The 15,997-nt window shown below is 59.0% G+C and carries 15 protein-coding genes and 1 pseudogene; 7 read left to right on the top strand and 9 right to left on the bottom strand.

All coding sequences use genetic code 11. From position 1 onward, the window contains the following. Window positions 1–355: 355 nt before the first annotated feature. The gene (locus EZV60_RS10575; RefSeq protein ID WP_167853499.1) at window positions 356–2,191 is read right to left on the bottom strand and encodes a calcium-binding protein; all 1,836 of its coding nucleotides are present in this window, start codon (window positions 2,189–2,191) and stop codon (window positions 356–358) included. A gap of 265 nt (window positions 2,192–2,456) precedes the next feature. Continuing rightward, complete coding sequence (locus EZV60_RS19085) at window positions 2,457–2,642, bottom strand: hypothetical protein (protein WP_167853500.1); 186 nt, start codon at window positions 2,640–2,642, stop codon at window positions 2,457–2,459. 191 nt (window positions 2,643–2,833) lie between these two features. Here EZV60_RS19085 and EZV60_RS19470 point away from each other — a divergent pair, with 191 nt between their 5' ends. The 5 genes from EZV60_RS19470 to EZV60_RS10590 all read left to right on the top strand — a co-directional run bounded on the left by EZV60_RS19470 (window position 2,834) and on the right by EZV60_RS10590 (window position 5,465). Then, window positions 2,834–2,959, top strand: a complete 126-nt coding sequence (locus EZV60_RS19470; RefSeq protein WP_280952582.1) for a hypothetical protein — start codon at window positions 2,834–2,836, stop codon at window positions 2,957–2,959. Window positions 2,960–2,962: 3 nt separating this feature from the next. Continuing rightward, on the top strand, window positions 2,963–3,148 hold the full coding sequence (locus EZV60_RS10580) for a hypothetical protein (protein ID WP_135505219.1): 186 nt from the start codon (window positions 2,963–2,965) through the stop codon (window positions 3,146–3,148). 87 nt (window positions 3,149–3,235) lie between these two features. Then, window positions 3,236–4,522 carry a DUF6538 domain-containing protein gene (locus EZV60_RS10585; RefSeq protein ID WP_135505221.1) on the top strand — a complete coding sequence of 429 codons (1,287 nt, stop codon included), beginning with the start codon at window positions 3,236–3,238 and terminating at the stop codon, window positions 4,520–4,522. Then, window positions 4,516–4,689, top strand: coding sequence for a hypothetical protein (locus tag EZV60_RS19090; RefSeq protein ID WP_167853501.1), 174 nt, complete (start codon window positions 4,516–4,518; stop codon window positions 4,687–4,689). Before EZV60_RS10585 ends, EZV60_RS19090 begins: the two co-directional genes overlap by 7 nt. 281 nt (window positions 4,690–4,970) lie before the next feature. Further along, complete coding sequence (locus EZV60_RS10590; protein WP_135505223.1) at window positions 4,971–5,465, top strand: VPLPA-CTERM sorting domain-containing protein; 495 nt, start codon at window positions 4,971–4,973, stop codon at window positions 5,463–5,465. Window positions 5,466–5,928: 463 nt separating this feature from the next. On the opposite strand, the gene EZV60_RS10595 is transcribed toward EZV60_RS10590, so the two are convergent. The 5 genes from EZV60_RS10595 to EZV60_RS10615 form a co-directional block, all read right to left on the bottom strand. Further along, a complete protein-coding gene (locus EZV60_RS10595) occupies window positions 5,929–7,569 on the bottom strand; it encodes a recombinase family protein (protein ID WP_135505225.1) in 1,641 nt (546 codons plus the stop codon). Beyond that, a complete protein-coding gene (locus EZV60_RS10600; protein ID WP_135505227.1) occupies window positions 7,566–7,976 on the bottom strand; it encodes a DUF2924 domain-containing protein in 411 nt (136 codons plus the stop codon). The genes EZV60_RS10595 and EZV60_RS10600 overlap by 4 nt, the downstream gene beginning before the upstream one ends. After that, complete coding sequence (locus tag EZV60_RS10605; protein WP_135505229.1) at window positions 7,966–8,280, bottom strand: DUF3489 domain-containing protein; 315 nt, start codon at window positions 8,278–8,280, stop codon at window positions 7,966–7,968. Before EZV60_RS10605 ends, EZV60_RS10600 begins: the two co-directional genes overlap by 11 nt. 464 nt (window positions 8,281–8,744) lie before the next feature. Then, a complete protein-coding gene (locus EZV60_RS10610) occupies window positions 8,745–9,647 on the bottom strand; it encodes an ankyrin repeat domain-containing protein (RefSeq protein ID WP_135505231.1) in 903 nt (300 codons plus the stop codon). Window positions 9,648–10,126: 479 nt separating this feature from the next. Next, entirely contained in the window at window positions 10,127–12,097 is a 1,971-nt protein-coding gene (locus EZV60_RS10615; protein ID WP_135505233.1) for a molybdopterin-containing oxidoreductase family protein, read from the bottom strand. Between the two features lie 272 nt (window positions 12,098–12,369). On the opposite strand from EZV60_RS10615, the gene EZV60_RS10620 reads away from it, so the two are divergent. Together EZV60_RS10620 and EZV60_RS10625 are read left to right on the top strand one after the other, a co-directional pair. Beyond that, entirely contained in the window at window positions 12,370–13,002 is a 633-nt protein-coding gene (locus EZV60_RS10620) for a tyrosine-type recombinase/integrase (RefSeq protein ID WP_135505235.1), read from the top strand. A 118-nt stretch (window positions 13,003–13,120) separates the two neighbouring features. After that, window positions 13,121–14,146, top strand: coding sequence for a reverse transcriptase/maturase family protein (locus tag EZV60_RS10625; protein ID WP_135505237.1), 1,026 nt, complete (start codon window positions 13,121–13,123; stop codon window positions 14,144–14,146). Here the strand turns inward: EZV60_RS10625 and EZV60_RS19550 are convergent. Continuing rightward, the gene (locus EZV60_RS19550) at window positions 14,072–14,638 is read right to left on the bottom strand and encodes a VPLPA-CTERM sorting domain-containing protein (protein ID WP_135505239.1); all 567 of its coding nucleotides are present in this window, start codon (window positions 14,636–14,638) and stop codon (window positions 14,072–14,074) included. The genes EZV60_RS10625 and EZV60_RS19550 overlap by 75 nt on opposite strands. 767 nt (window positions 14,639–15,405) lie before the next feature. Further along, window positions 15,406–15,997 (bottom strand): annotated as a pseudogene (locus EZV60_RS19095) (Calx-beta domain-containing protein); the annotation flags it as partial.

A 15,997-nucleotide genomic window follows, 5' to 3' on the forward strand; every position in this document is an offset into this window, starting at 1 on the left:
TAACCAACCGTGCTTTGTCAGCCCAGCAAAAATCATTCGACTTACCAGCTCAAAAGGAAGCAATTGTCCGCATAGCGCCCTTTGGTACGTAGAGTAGCGACAGACGGCTTTCCGCCCTCAGTGCCAGATGCTACACCTTGCCCACAGGTCCGCTTCGGGGCTCTCTACCGTCATCTGACGTTTTTTGTCGGATGACCTGACAAGCGCGGCAAGCAGCCTTCGGAGACGTAGAGATCGACGTTTCCGCCGTGAACGACTGCCTCTATCGACACCGGACGTTATCCGAAGTTCCGGCTATGACCTCCTTGCGGACTTTGCAGTTACTCACTCAGCTCAAGCAAATTGGAAATAAGCCTCAGAAGATCTCAATATCCGCGGCGGTCACCGTGGCGTTCTGCTCGAAGGTGGCGATCAGTTCCTGCGCGCCGGCGCCGGAGCCGTCGGCGTCGAACCAGAGCTGCCCCGAGGCCTGGTCGAAGATGAACCGGTCGGAGGCGTCCGCCGCAGCTGTGCCCGCCACGAAATCCGCCGCCGAGAGAGCGCCCGCTGCCATCCCGCCGAAGACCGTGCCCTTCATCTTCAGGATGTCGCCTTCATTCGCCTCGTTGGTGTTGAAATCGATGATCCGGTCAACGTTATCTGGGCCGATCGCGCGGTCAAAGACGAAGGTGTCGGCGCCGCGCTGGCCCTTCAGAGTGTCGCGCCCCTCGCGCCCCACGATTGTATTCGAGAAGGGCGTGCCGACGATCGTGTTGTCGAGCCCGTTGCCGATGCCGTTGAAGATCGCAGGGCTGCCATCCTTGGTGCGCACGGTCTGCATGAAGAGCTGTTCGACATGTGCGGCCAGCGCGTAGGACTGGTAGGCCAGCACAACGTCGTTGCCCTCGCCGAACTCCTCGACGATCACGTCGCCGGGGGTGCGCAGGATGTAGCGGTCGTCGCCGAGCCCACCGACCATCGTGTCGTTGTTCTTACCACCGTCGATGACGTTGTCGCCGTCATTGCCGGTGATCCGGTTCTGCAACCCGTTGCCCGCGCCGAGCCGCGCCGTGCCGGTCAGTTCCAAGTCCTCGATATGCTTGCGGCCCATGCGGAAATCGACCTCGGACACGACGGTGTCGTGACCCGCCCACTTGCGGCTTTCGGCCACCCGGTCGCCCGCGTCGTCCACGTAGATCCAATCCGATCCCGGGCCGCCGATCAGGAGGTCGCCGCCCACCCCGCCGTCGATCGTATCGTCGCCGTAGTACCCGTTGATAGTATCGTCGCCAAACAAACTATTCAGAGTATCGTTCTGTTCAGTGCCATAGATAATGTCCATGCCGGCAAAGGGGGAGTCGACCCTAACCCCTGTGCTGATGGTCGATCCGCTGCTGTCGACGGAGGTCAAGTCTCGCAGATCAACGGTCCGCGCCGGAATTTCATCGGCATTAATCCTGATAATGTTGCCGTTCGAAAAAATTCGCTCCACGCCAACCGGGTTAAAATTGCCGACTTCCATGCTTTCATCGAGGTGGATCGTGTCGATGCCTGAGCCGCCATCGAACGTGGTGCGGCCGGCGTTGACGCCCACAATAAATGTGTCGTTCCCAGCGCCTCCGATGAGCAGATCGGCCTCGAAACTCCCGATCAGCGTGTCGTCACCGTCGCCGCCATCGAACGTATCGTTGCCATAGCTACCGTTCACTATGTCATTCGAGTTCGTACCCCAGACGATGTCTGACCAGATTGATGTGTTCACGACCACGTCCGAGGGCCCAACAGTTGTCAAGCCGCGCAGGTCAATCTCGGGTCCACCGTTGATTGCAAAGCCGCCTGTGTCGATCTGTTCAACGCCGTTTGGGCGAAAGATGCCAACTGTTAGGTGCCCTTGAAGTTCGATCGTATCGATTTGCTCCCCGCCTTCGATGGAGACGCCATCGTCAAGAAGGCCGCCGAGTCGTATTGTGTCATTGCCCGCACCGCCATTGTAAGCGTCGATACCATTACCACCATCGAGAATGTCCCCGCCCGGACCACCATTCAATTCATCATCGCCAGGCCCACCAAATAGGACGTCGTCACCGTCCTCGCCGTTTATGGTGTCGTTGCCTTCTCCAGCATCGGCCGTGTCATTGCCGAGGCCCCCATTTACCAGATCGGCTCCGTCGAACGTCCACAGATTCTCATCTCCGTTGGATCCTGCGAACATGTCGTTGCCAGCAAAGAGATAGAATGAGGCGTCGTAATAAGTTCCGGTTCCGGCGATTTCAGGGAACGAAACGTTTGTGCCCGCGATTTCATAAAAAGGAACGCCTCCTCGCCATTCCTTAATACCAGTTACGGTGCCCTCCGGCAGCCCAGATGGTGGATACGTGAATGCCCCGGTGTACTGCGCGGTGCGAAACCCGTCTGACACAAGAAAACTTGTTGGAGTGGCGTTTGTCACAACGCTGAACCAAATCGGTTCTGTCATGTCAAAAGCCAGAAATGCCGTAGCGACCGCCATAGTGTGCACTCTTCTCCAAAGACGCATGCGAGATGGTATCGACCGCAAGCAATTCTTCATTGACATGAGTCAACCATGCCTGAAGACGCACTGCGCCTTGAACGAACGGCCGCTTTTGTTGCTGCACCGCAGCACATGCATTGATCGATTGCATTGCCGCGCCCGCGCGCTTTAGAAAATGACCATTTCCACTTCGGGCTCGTTCCGGCCGTTAGCTGCGTATCGCATCAACGACCGCTTTCAACCTGCCGGCGCCAGACGCCTGACCCGCTTTCCGCCCCGCGCTTCCCGTAAAAACCGAGGAAACCTCCGCATCTATAATGATAGCAACCAAGGAGGTTTCCCATGCTCATCAAAGCTTTATCCTGGCTGATCACGCCGCCGAAGAAGACCCGCGGACATGCGGGCTCTGACGACCAGTTCCGGGGCTGGGTCGTGCTGGTCCTGATCGTCGTGGCCCTCGCGCTCTGACCCGTGGCGGAGCTCAAACCCGACGCGGTGGTCGTCATCCGAGCCTTCGATGACGTCCCCGAACACCTGTTCAGGATCGAAACGGTCGAGGAAGACCGCGTGACCGGGGTGGCCCTCACCGGCCCCTTTGCCGGAGCCTACGGCGAGCCGCCGCTGGATCTGATCAAGTCGATCGCCGGCAAGGATTAACGACATCCCAGCCGTCGCCTGAACACCTTTCTTTTCAACCGAATACCGAAATGACCCCGGGGGCACTTCCCAGGGGAAGGAGCAATCATGTCCGACATCAAGTACGCCTATCTCAAGGGGCAGACCTGGCTCTACCGCCGCAACTACCCCGTCGACGTCGCGCCCGTGCTGGGTGCGCGCGCCCTGAAGCAGTCGCTGAAGACCGGCGACGTCAAGCTGGCCCGGTCCAGGGCCGCCGAAGTGAACGCCAAGTACGAGGATCTGGTTCGCCGGGTCCGATCGGGGGCCGAGGACGTCCTGAGTGACGCGGAGACGGGTTCTGAGGCCTTTGAATGGACGGAGGCATCGAAGTCCCCTCTGGCGGCTCTCCGGAGCACTCTGGAGGCCTCAGGGCCCGTCGCGTTCCACGGCAAGACGCCGTCGCCGACGGTCTCTGAGCTGTCCCGCACCTACCTGGAGCTCCGGGGCCGCGAACTGCGGTGGGGCGGCTTCAAGAGCGTCCGCTACTCCGTCGGCCTTTTCTCGTCGAAGTACCCGGATCGTCGGGTGACGTCTCTCAACCGTGACGACGGACGCGAGTTCCTGGGCCTGATCGCGCGGCTGTCCCCGCTGGTGGGTAAGTCCCCGAGAACCCGGCAGATGGGCCTGGATCAACTCGTCCGCTGGTCCGAGCGCGGCACCCGTCGCATCACCGCCCGAACCCGAAAGCGCATCTGGTCTCAGGTCAACCACTTCCTGGACTGGGCGGTCTACGAGGGCCACCTCCGCCAGAACCCGTTCCGGACGGTCCGCTTCGAGGGGAAGATCAAGCCCGCGCCCTACGCCGTGCCGACCGACGACGAGGTCAAAGCCCTGCTCAAGGCTCGGGACGAGGTCCTCCACCGTCCGATGCTCTTCTGCCTGCTCTCTGGTATGCGGTCCGGCGAGGCGGTCGGTCTGCTGCGCGAAGATCTTGTCTCGAAGGGCAATCTGGGCCGGTTCATCTGGGTACGTCCGAACGTCCTGCGGGAGCTCAAGACCGACGCCGCCGAACGACTGGTGCCGCTGCATTCCGATCTGGAGGCGCTCCTGGGTGATCTGCCGTCGGAGGGGCCGCTGTTTCCCGATCTGTCGGTGAATTCGGTGACCAAGCGGTTCTCGGACCTGCGGGAGAAGCTGAAGATCGACCGTCCGGGCTTGGTGTTCCACTCGACCCGGAAGTGGTTCATCACGCAGTGCGAGCGGACGGGCGTGCCGGAGCACTTCACCGCGTCTCTGGTGGGCCACAAGTCCGCGCGGTCAGAGAACGGGTTGACCTACGGCATCTACTCGGCGGGCATCTCGGACGAGCAGAAGCGCGGGATCGTGGACCAGATCCGGTTGCCGGAATGCTGATCCCGGACATCGAGGCGTTCGAGGAGCGAGCGGCGATCGCCCAGTACGACGGCGGGCTGCCACGATCCGACGCGGAGGACCTCGCGGCGCGTCAGCAGGGCTTCACGGACCGGGAGCACTACTGGCAGTGGTTGGCGGATTACGTCGTGGCGCGGAAGCTGCCCTGAGAATGGTCCCGGCTGGCGGAGGGTGGCCGGGGTCGTTGACAAAAAAGATGCGGAGGTTTCCTCGGTTTTTTGGGGTGGGAGGTGGAGAGTTGGAGAGGTGGAAGGGGTTGCCGCAGATGGGGCGGCCCGACAATGGATATCGAGCAGAGTAGAAAGCTTGGCTCAGTTGAACGCGAATTCGCATGAAAGTAACGTTGGTCGTGTTCACAAAAAATGTTGGCTGCAATGCCTTTAGAATGGTAGCGTTATGAGGTGACAGGTTCAGCTCGAGGGGGGGGGTGATGAAAATTATCGGAATTTTTGCTCTATTATTAAGTCTATGCCTAGCGGCTCCGATACAAGCTGCCACTGTAGTTACCGGCTATACATATGAGATCACACCTGCGACTACGGAGTTTGCGACGGTACAGGCTCCTTCATTCTTCACGGTTCCCGACTCGGACGGCTACTATTTAACAGTTGGTTCGACCACTGTTGGACTGGGGAGTAGTGAGGAATTGGACTTTCTAACAACGTTTGGGAGCAATCCAACAGTCTTTCAAATTTCTGGTATCGATCCTGCTCTTCAGTTAGATCCGGCTGACCCACTAGCTTTCCCGTTGGGCGTTAGCCTTACACGTGCCGCATTCTCAATTACAATTTCTATTACACCTATCACTCAGAATTATGGCACTTCCACAGTCATCCCCCTCCCGGCCGGTCTCCCGCTGCTGCTGACCGGTCTCGGCGGACTGGCCTGGCTGCGGCGTCGCCAGAAGAAGGCCGCGCAGGCCTGATCGGTCCTTCGACTTTCCGGATACGGGGCGGGCTTCGCGCTCGCCCTTTTCGTTCCGACACCGCAACCAGTCCACCACCTCCCTCGCGACCCCGGCCTCACCATCGTCCGCTTTAAAGCCCCCGAACCCCGTGAGAAACCCTCCTTCGCCTCCCACTCGGCCTCCACCCCCGGGACCCTTCCGTTCTGTTTTTCTCCGGGGAATGCCCCCGGAAAGTGCCCCGATCGGAGTGGTCGCTTAAGGTTTCCGTTGGGTTTCTTGGGCTTTCAGGGTCTCCTACCACCCCAGCCAAGCACTCTTCTAAATCCAGACCGGACAAGGTGTCCCTCGATTAGTCGCGACATATCCGCGGTTTACTGGCGTTGCGTCCTGACGCAGACGGCGAACCGGCCCGGGACATCGGCACAAATTGCCGGAAGTCTGCGATCGGCGTTTTCGCGGTAGCAGGTGTAGGTGCGGCAAATCAGAGCGTCGCGAGAAGCGCGCGCTGTTCCTGCCAATCGGAAGGCAAGGTCCGCGCCTTGCACCACTCGGACGTGAAGCCGAGGGGCTGCTTGCCCTCGAGAACATCGCGAATGATATCCGGGGCGAGGAAGGCGAGATCGATCATGTGCTGGGCGCGGCGTTTGGAGATGCCATCGGTCTTCGAGATATCGCCGAACGTCTCGCCCGCCTTGATGCGTTCAAGCCAGTGATGCGCAAGCGCGATGTTCCGGATCAGGGCTTCGTCCCTGGTACCACGAGATTCGGCCAGGATGATCTTCGTCTCCACCCCGCGCTTTCGCACCTGGAACGGCGCGTCGATCTGCAACGTAGCCGCGTCCAGCGCATCGGCGTCGATACCCAGCATCTTTGCAAGTCTCTCGGCCCCAAGGTTGACTGTGATCAGTCCCGGGGCAATCCCGATCCGTTCGACCAGCCCGAGGATGCTGGGGGTGCCCGGATCCGACGTCAGATCTGTCAGCACGCGTCGAATGCGGGCAATTTCGCTCGCATCGGATATCTCGCAGACGCGGCCTGCAAAACCTGGCTCTGCAAGATGACGACGGACCAGATCGTTGACCTGTGCCTCGAGCTGATCCGCCGGAAGACGCCACCCATCCAGCTTCTCCTCCCCGCTGCGCGCGATCAGCCGGTTCGACACGTAGTAGCGCAACCGGGTTGCCTTTTTGGTTCTGGAGTGCGACGGCGTCAGCCGGTCTCCGGTTTCATCGAAGAGCTTGCCACACAGCAGGGAGACACGGCGTGGCGTTTTGCGATGGCGCATGCGCGAGGCCGCACCTTGCAGGCGCAACTGAAGCGCCTCCCATCGCTCCGGTGCAATGATCGGGTCGTGCTGGCCGTCATGCACCTTGTCGCGGTGCCGAATGCGCCCGGCATAGATCGGGTTTGTCAGGATGTGATGGATATGCCCGCGGTCGATGGCGCCGCCACCGCGCGTCTCTCCCGATGTCAGTGTCCTGCGCCTCGTGCGCAGTCCAAGTGCATCAGCAGTTTCCTTCACTTGCCGGATGGTGCCATGCTGCTCATAAAGCGCGTAAAGAGTCAGGATCGTCTCGGCCTCGGCTTCATTGATCCTGAGCGTCCTTCCGTCCGGATCGTACCCCATCGGAACCTGGCCGCCCATCCAGAGTCCCCGACGTTTCGAAGCGGCGATCTTGTCGCGGATGCGCTCTGCCGTCACTTCGCGCTCGAACTGCGCAAAGGACAACAGCATGTTCAGCGTCAGGCGCCCCATGCTGGTCGCCGTATTGAACGATTGAGTGACCGAGACAAACGAGGCGCCTGCCGCATCAAGGATGTCGACGATCTTCGCAAAATCAGAGAGCGACCGGGTCAGGCGGTCGATCTTGTAGACGACGATCTGGTCGATCTGCCCATCCCGGACATCCGCAAGCAGGTGCTGCAAAGCCGGGCGGTCCAACGATCCTCCAGAGAGCCCACCATCATCGTACTGCCCCGGCAACATCACCCACCCCTCGTGCTTCTGGCTGGCGATGTAAGCCGCACAGGCCTCCCGCTGCGCATGCAGGGAGTTGAACTCTTGCTCCAACCCGTCTTCCGAACTTTTTCGCGTGTAGATGGCGCAACGGATCTTTTTCATCTGCTGCTCACTCTTCTGCGGGTCAGCCCGAAGAAACGCGGGCCCGACCACGTCGTGCCGGTGATATGTTTTGCGATGGCCGAGAGCGACGGCCAGTCCTTCCCGTCCAGGCGGAAACCGCCATCGGTTACCTCCACCAGGTAAGTCCGTCCGTTCCATTCCCGCACGAGATGGGACCCGGCTCGCAGGTCACTGCTGCCGGCTTCGGTAACTGGCCTGCCCTCCGCTATCTGCCGCAATGTGCGTCGGGTCGCGGCCGAAAGCCCGCCCGAGACCCGGGACTGTTCTTCATGAGCGACCGCTTTGCGCAGGAAGGCCACGGACAGGTAAGGCGGCGGAGAAGACCCGAAGGCCTCCTCCCAGGCGGCAATCGCCAGCGGGCGATCCGGATCCGGCCTACCGGGCATCGGTGGCTTGGTCTACTGCGGTGTCCCCGGCGTCCGCGGGCCATGCCACGATACGGTAGCGCGTGGGCTTGCCCTCGCCCGGCTGCTCCCCCACCACCTCGTAGCCCGCTTTGCGCAGGCCTGACAGTGCCGCCCGTGTCGTGTGCGTCTGCCAGCTGAGCGTCTTGCTGACGGCTACAAGATCGGCACCCGTTTTTGCCGAGAGCATTCGGATCAACTGAACTTTCTTGGTCCTGCGCCTTGAGCCAAGCCCGCGTTTTGCGTCCGGCGTCCGCTTTCCCGATTTGGTGGCTTTAATGGTCATGTCGGTCTCCTTTCTGAGCAGGCAGGAGCACCCTGCCCCTGCTACCGACCAGAGCCCGGACATCCGGGCGGAGACCAGCGGGTCAACCCGCCGACTTGCGTGCAGTACCGCTCGTTCGCAAAAGAAAGTCCAGTCGATTGAGCGAGGATCTTCGAGTGGAACTCGGTTTGAAGAGCGGCCGGTTACCGGGCAATAGCAGTCATCCGACAAAATGAGTCGGATGACCGGGTCGAGCCCATACCGGAAGTGCTCTATTGCTGACGCTCGCAGGTGCAGCAAAGACATCGACTGATGAGCTCAGCCGCGATGAAGCAAGAAAAGCTGCCATTCATTCACAGCGCAGCGAAAATTGGGGCGCCTACTTCCGACTTGCGGACAAACCGGCTTAATTTATACGGTCGTTCAAGCGTCAGCTTTGTCTTGCTTATAGGTAATGGTAATTTGCCGGCGCTCGTACGCGGCACTTACTCGGCCCTCAAGGTGAGAAGGATTGAGAGTACGCCCGTCCGCTCTTCCTTGGTCATATCGGGAGGGAAATTGTACATCCGGGTTCCCGGAACGGTGCCATAGACGTCGCCGAGGAATTGGTTCAATTCCTCCAGGGTCCACACCCCCTCCTGCGCCCGCATAGCTTCGGAATACTCGAAGGTCTCGATGCTGGCCTTCGGACGGCCGACTATTCCCAGCAGTGTGGGCCCTGGATAGGTTGCATACAGTTCCTCTCCCGGCTCCAACTCGTGACAGCCACGGCAGATTCCAGCTGCTAGCCAACCCGCGTCAGGATCGGCTGCCGCAGCCTCTAACTCGTTTTGCGTCGGCATGCGCACTGAGCGTGGTGAAGCACCCGCATTTCGTAAAAGCGCGGCCATCTCCGAACGATCACGGCGCAAGGCTAAATGCAAAGGCGGCTGGTCTTCCTTGTTTCTGGCGTTAACGTTCGCGCCCGATTCCAACAAAAGGCTAGCGGTTTTAGTTGCCCCTGCCTCGGCGGCCTCGTGAAGAGCTGTATTGTCAAATTCTCCGGCGGGAGTGGCCGTATCGGCACCGTATTCGAGAAGGACCGTTACGACGTCCGCATGGTCGGCTCGAGCGGCTGAATGAAGGGCCCCGCCAAAAGAGAAAGACGTGTTTGGGTCCGCACCGCGATCGAGCAAAACGGCCACCGCTTCGACATGACCACGCTGCGAGGCAAAATAAAGCGGCCTGCCAAGGGTTTCTGAATCGATTTCGATGGCCTTTGGCAGGAGTCTCGCCAACTCCGAAGCATCTCCTGAGCGTGCCGCGCCGAGGATGTCTTGTGCACATACTGATCCAGAGAAAAGGCTGAAAATAAGGCCCGCGAAACCTAAAGTCTTCACTCCAGACATTGCCACAACTCGCTCCAAGTTGTTCCATCAGTATCCCTCTTAAGCATACCACAAAGCCCTCAGATTTTCATTTCGACACATCTTCGAACTTCAAAGCAGCCATTTCTTAACTTAGCAGCATCAATCAATCTGGGCTCGAAGCGGCCTTGCGGCGATGCAGCGGTTCAAGTCCGGGCCTACTCCCGAAAGCAGCCAGTATCAAAGCAGCGATGATCCCACCTTTTCAGCAGCTTGACGCAATGCGCTGACATTCGACGTTTGAAAGCTGTCGTCTGAAAACTTCGGACTGACTGACGGCACAGAGCCCTTTCCGGAAGTGACCCACCAGAAGCCTCGCAAATGCAGCATGAACGCCTCTGAGCCTGACCGCTGCGGCTCAGAAGGAAAAGCGGTCATCCGTGACCGATGCAGCGAGATCTCAGACCTCAAGGTCCGGGTTGCGGACTTTGTAGCCGTCCATTTTACGGGCTTCACTGACCTCAGCTTGTAGCACTCACCTCTACGAAAATGTCATTGAAGGTGGGTTGCCCCCCCTCTGTCCAGTTGCTTTCAGCCAAGCGGTTCGAGACGGGCGAACCGTCTTCACAGGTGTTCCACCAGTACTTCCCTTCCAGAACCGTGGTACCTTTGACAACCGTATCTGTGACGCGGAGGGTCGCTGCCAACAAACCTTTACCATTGCCGGCCACGACCCGGCTGCCATCTACCAGTCCCAGCCGCCTGGCGTCCACAGGGTGCATCTCCAACCTCGGGTTTCCCTGTAGTCTGGCCTGTCTTGGCATATTCGCGAAGGTCGAGTTGAGGAGGTAGTGCGGCTTAACGGTAAGGAGCCTGAGTTTACCGTTCGGGACGAGGTCGCTCACGTCGAGGTCCTCCGGCCCGTCGAGACCGGTCGACATCTTCAGTGTACCTCCCATCGAAGCCGGGTCTCTCCTCGGCTGTGGCGCATAAAGCCAGCCTTGCCGATTGAGCGTCTCCCAGTCGAAGTCGGACGGTAAGCTTGAGCGGGCAATAGTCTCATCGTTGGCAAAGAGTGCGGGCTCGTCGAGCCCCATTTCTCCAGCCAAGAGGCGCATAATCTCGGAGTGAGGCTTGGACTCACCCAGTGGTGAGATAGCGGGATGGTTCAGGCCCACATAGCAATGGCCCCACGAGCCCTGAACGTCGAAGTGCTCGAGTTGTGTGGTGGACGGCAAGACGATGTCAGCATGTCGCGCGGTATCGGTCATGAAGTGCTCGATCACGACCGTGAAAAGATCTTTCCGGCAAAGCCCCTGTCTGACCGTCTCGGCATCGATCTGGTTCACGAGAGGATTGTGCCCCCAGACCATCAGTCCCTTGATTGGCGGATCGAGATCCGGCGACGTCAGAACCCGACCAAGCTGGCCCCTGTGGAGGCTTCGCGTGCCCTCGGGAGATAGTTCTGGGCATTCGGGCGCGGTGTTGTCGAAGGTCGGATAGCCCTCGATGGAAAGACCCCCGCCGGGTAGCCGCCAGTGGCCCGACAGGATTGCAAGCGCGCTAAGGCTTTTGACGAAGACTTCACCGGACCGGGATTGCTGGGGGCCGATACCAACCCGAAGCGTGCCAGGTCGGGCCGAACCGTAGAGACGTGCGATCCGCACGATGTCAGACGGAGCGACGCCTGTGATCTCGCCCACCCGGCCGGGCGTCCAGGCTTTAATTTCTTCGAGATAGGTATCTAGGTCGCAGGTTGCCGAACGCGCGTATTCGAAATCCGCAAGTCCGTCCTCGATCAACACACTAGCTATGCCTGCTGCAAGAAAAGCGTCTGTTCCTGGCCGGATGGAAATGTGTTCGTCGCATTTTGCAGCAGTTCGTGTGCGCCTCGGATCGATGCTGATGATTTTGGCGTCCCTAGCTTTTCGTGCTTCGAGGCAGAAATGCCAGTGGTGATGGGCCGTGGACAGCAGGTTCGCCCCCCAGAGTAGTATACATTCGCTTTCCGCGAGTGTCTCAGGATCGAAGCTGATCGGGTGCCCTTCCGCCGCAACTGCGTTACCGGACTGTCCGCACAGGCTTCCGTGGAGCCGGCTCGCGCCGAGATGATGGAACAGTCGCATGAGCGCACGGCGCTGCAACGCCCCGGCCGAGCCCATGTCATGCAGCGGCATCAGCGCCTCAGAACCCCAATCATTGATGATGTTTCCAAACTTGGCCGCGATTTCACGTAGCGCGTCGTCCCAGGAAATCTGCTCGAACTTTCCGCTGCCCTTGGCTCCCGTGCGGCGCAACGGATGCAGCAGACGATCGGATGCATAGGTCCGGGTCTGGTAGTCATTGACCTTGGCGCACAGAATGCCGCGGGTGAAGGGGTGCTCCTTCGAGCCGACGACTTTGGTAACCTCGCCTTCTTCCACATGCGCCACCCATGAACAGCCGTCCTGGCAATCATGTGGGCAGCATCCGGGCACCTCTGTATGTGACATATTGCAAGCCTCCCAGAGTCATCATCGAGCATGTCTTGCGTGATGGTAGCACAGATCGAGCATGTCAGCCGAGTGTCAGGATCGTGCTGTTCAGTCGATGAAAAGTCGGCGGCAACCTTGAGACCGCTTTGGGCTCGAACCGGACTACTGCGCCGCAGAAGTGTCGGTCGAACCCTTGGTTCGCAAAGCGGTCGTTGGTCGAGAGACATTAGACTGTCGGCGTCGGCGCGGTGCCGATGCCTGGTGCGGGAGGGCTGGATGGAGACCCCATCATGTCCAAAATCCAACTCCCGGCAACTAGGCAGGTACGTCCACCATGGAACAAGGGCCGACTGATCGGCCAGAAGCGTCCTCTTCTACCCAAGCAGGTTTGGTCCATTCGAGCCAGGCTGGAACTCGCGGATAACCCACGGGACCTGGCGCTGTTCAACCTTGCGATCGACAGCAAGCTCCGCGGTTGTGACCTCGTTCGTCTGCGTGTCAGTGACCTTGTCGTTGGCGGCTCAGTCCGTGACCGCGTTTCGGTCACACAGAGCAAGACCGGCAGACCCGTTCAGTTCGAAGTATCCGAGAACACCCGAAACTCGATCCTTGTATGGGTCAGGTCCCCCTCAATGATCGGTTGCAGGTTCCTGTTCCCTAGCAGGTTCCACGGTTCACCCCATCTGTCGACGCGACAATACGCCCGTCTCGTCAGGGACTGGGTGTCGGCGATCGGCCTCGATGCAAACGCCTATGGGACGCACTCCCTGAGACGGACCAAGGCCGCGTTGATCTATCGGAAGACTGGCAACCTGCGGGCCGTTCAGCTTCTGCTCGGCCATACGAAGGTCGACAGCACAGTCAGGTACCTCGGCGTCGAACTCGACGACGCGCTGAGCATCGCCGAGAAGATCGAAATCTGAGGAACTGGCGGGCGGCAGCGGTCGTCCGCCATCTCAGACCGGACATCATTCACCGTCGGCAGCAGCGGCCGCATCGAGCCCAAATTGACGTTTTCTGCAAACTGCGCGAACGTCGGCTATGTTGATTGAACAAATTGTATCAGACGACATTCTGGACGAAGCCTATGCGTGGCTTTGCCACCGGCGGCGTGACTATCCTGCGAACGCCGACATCTGGTCGTTTCGGCGCAATTGGGACGCGGAACGAAAGCGGCTCAAAGACGATCTGTCGATCAACAGCTTTCGGTTTGAAGCCCTTGATCGCGTTAGCCTGAAAGACGGCTCAATGGTGGATGTCTGGACCTCACGTGACGCATTGGTTCTCAAGGCAATGAGCCTCTGTCTGGCGCAGGTCTTGCCGGTTTCACCGCACTGCACCCACATCAAAAGCAATGGTGGGGCCAAGGCTGCCATTCGTCAGGTTGCAGAGCACTTGCCACGGCACGGCTTTGTCCTGCGGACGGATGTCAAATCCTACTATGCCAGCATTGACCATCACCTGCTTCTGGACAGGTTGGCAAACCACATCGACGACAAAGCTGTGATGAACCTGCTGGGCCAATACCTGCGGCGCAGTATCTGCGACGGTGGCAACTACATTGATATTGAACTTGGCATCTCGCTTGGTTGTCCGCTCAGTCCGCTGATCGCGGCTTTCTACCTGCATGAGCTGGATGAACAGTTCGCGCAGAGCAATCTGTTTTATGTCCGGTTCATGGACGACATTCTCATCCTCGCCCCGACCCGGTGGAAGATACGCAAAGCAATGGCGTTGGTGCAGGGGACCCTATCCCGGCTGCATCTCGCCAGGCATCCCGACAAGACCTTCATAGGTCGTATCGCAAGAGGGTTTGATTTTCTGGGGTATCATTTCCGCGACGGCGTCCTCAGCGCAGCCGGGAAAACTGTCGCCAAGATGAAAGAGTGTATCGCCCGGCTTTACGAGCAAAAGGGGCGTAGGAACCAACCTACACCCCTTGGGCAGTATCTCACACGCTGGAACGGATGGTTCCGGGGTGGGCTTGGTGGCTTAAACCTGCGCTTTCCGCTTCTTCCGCATCCGCAACCCGGCGAAACCGGCAAGGCCCGTCAGGACAAGCGGTAGGCCAGCGGGGAGTGGGACCGGGGCGAGAGCGGGAGTTATAGACAAATCAACGTCTAAGTTTGGTATGATTATGCCGTCAGAAGGGGTAAGTCCTGCTTGGGGGGCGGCGGATGATAGGGGGAAACTCTTTATCGTGAGGGAGCAGCAAGTGACACCGGAAGAAGTGTTAAGGATGCCGAAAGATGTGAAATTAGCTGAAGTCAACACGCCGGCTGCGACACTGAATGTGTTAATGGTAGGACTACCCACATACTCGCCGACGCCGAACCCATTGGCGTTGTACAATACCTCAACGCTAGAAGCCGCACCCGTCGCATTGTCATGCAGGCCGCGGATAACCCCGGAAACCATACCACCTCCATTGGCAGTATCGGTGAACGAAAAACTAAAATCGATCGTGCTAGCTTGAACCGGACCAGTCACCGTTAATGTTGTTAAAACTAAAGCCGAGAGCCACCTAGCAGTTGCCGCAAAAAAACGTCTAAAAAACATATGTATCCCCCTTTTCCATAAAGCGCGCAAAATGCCGTAGATACCCAAACGAGCTTACAAAGAAATACTCGTTCGCACAAATAAAAAGCCTGTTCTGAGTGACGCGAAAGCGCATAAACAAGGCAATACAGTTTCGGAAACCTATACATTCTGCCTAAGAAAAAGCATATTGTCATCAGGTTGGAAGCAATCGTAGGCACATCTGCAACATCAGCCCTGATTCTTCTTGAAAAGCCGACGTTCAAATTGGTGTGGGCAACGGTGGCTTTGTCCGCAAGGCAGTCATAGCCGGAAGTTCGGATAACGTCCGGTGTCGATAGAGGCAGTCGTTCACGGCGGAAACGTCGATTTCTACGTCTCCGAAGGCTGCTTGCCGCGCCTATCCTGTCATCCGATAAAAACACTCAGATGACCGGGTCGAGCCCACAGCGGAAGTGCCATTTTGCTACCGCTCGTAGATGCAGCGACAGAAGTAACCGAGTACGCAAGCTGCGCTGCAGTAGGAAAAGCTGCCATTCATTCACAGCGCAGCGAAACTTGTGGCATCTACGTCCAACTGGCGAACAGAGCCACCTTTAAGAATTGACCCGCCGATCTGCGTGATCGACGGGCCGGAAATGCTGAAATTATCCACTCACGGATAGTTTTGGGTAATCCAGCAGTGTGCAAATAACGTGACGTTATTTGGTACCTTTAATGATTTCTACGAAGTCACGCTGTGCGGATTTTGCAGTCACTCATTCAACTCAAGCCAAGTGGAATAAGTCTCAAAAGATCTCGATATCCGCCGCAGTGACGGTGGCGTTCTGCTCAAAGGTGGCGATGAGTTCCTGCGCGCCGGCGCCGGAGCCGTCGGCGTCGAACCAGAGCTGCCCGGAGGCCTGGTCGAAGATGAACCTGTCGGAGGCGTCCGCCGCAGCTGTGCCGGCAACGAAATCGGCCGCCGAGAGCGCCCCCGCCGCCATGCCGCCGAAGACCGTGCCCTTCATCTTCAGGATGTCGCCTTCATTGGCCTCATTGGTGTTGAAATCGATGATCCGGTCGACGTTGTCGGGCCCCAGCGCGCGGTCGAAGACGAACGTATCGCCGCCCGCCTGACCCTTCAGCGTGTCGCGCCCCTCGCGGCCCACGATCGTATTCGAGAAGGGCGTGCCGACGATCGTGTTGTCGAGCCCGTTGCCGATCCCGTTGAAGATCGCCGGGCTGCCATCCTTGGTGCGCACGGTCTGCATGAAGAGCTGTTCGACATGCGCGGCCAGCGCGTAGGATTGGTAGGCCAGCACCACGTCGTTGCCCTCGCCGAACTCCTCGACGATCACGTCGCCGGGGGTGCGCAGGATGTAGCGGTCGTCGCCGAGC

Origin of the sequence: Roseovarius aestuariivivens, assembly GCF_004761875.1 — a bacterium.
Taxonomy (GTDB): Bacteria; Pseudomonadota; Alphaproteobacteria; order Rhodobacterales; family Rhodobacteraceae; genus Roseovarius; species Roseovarius aestuariivivens.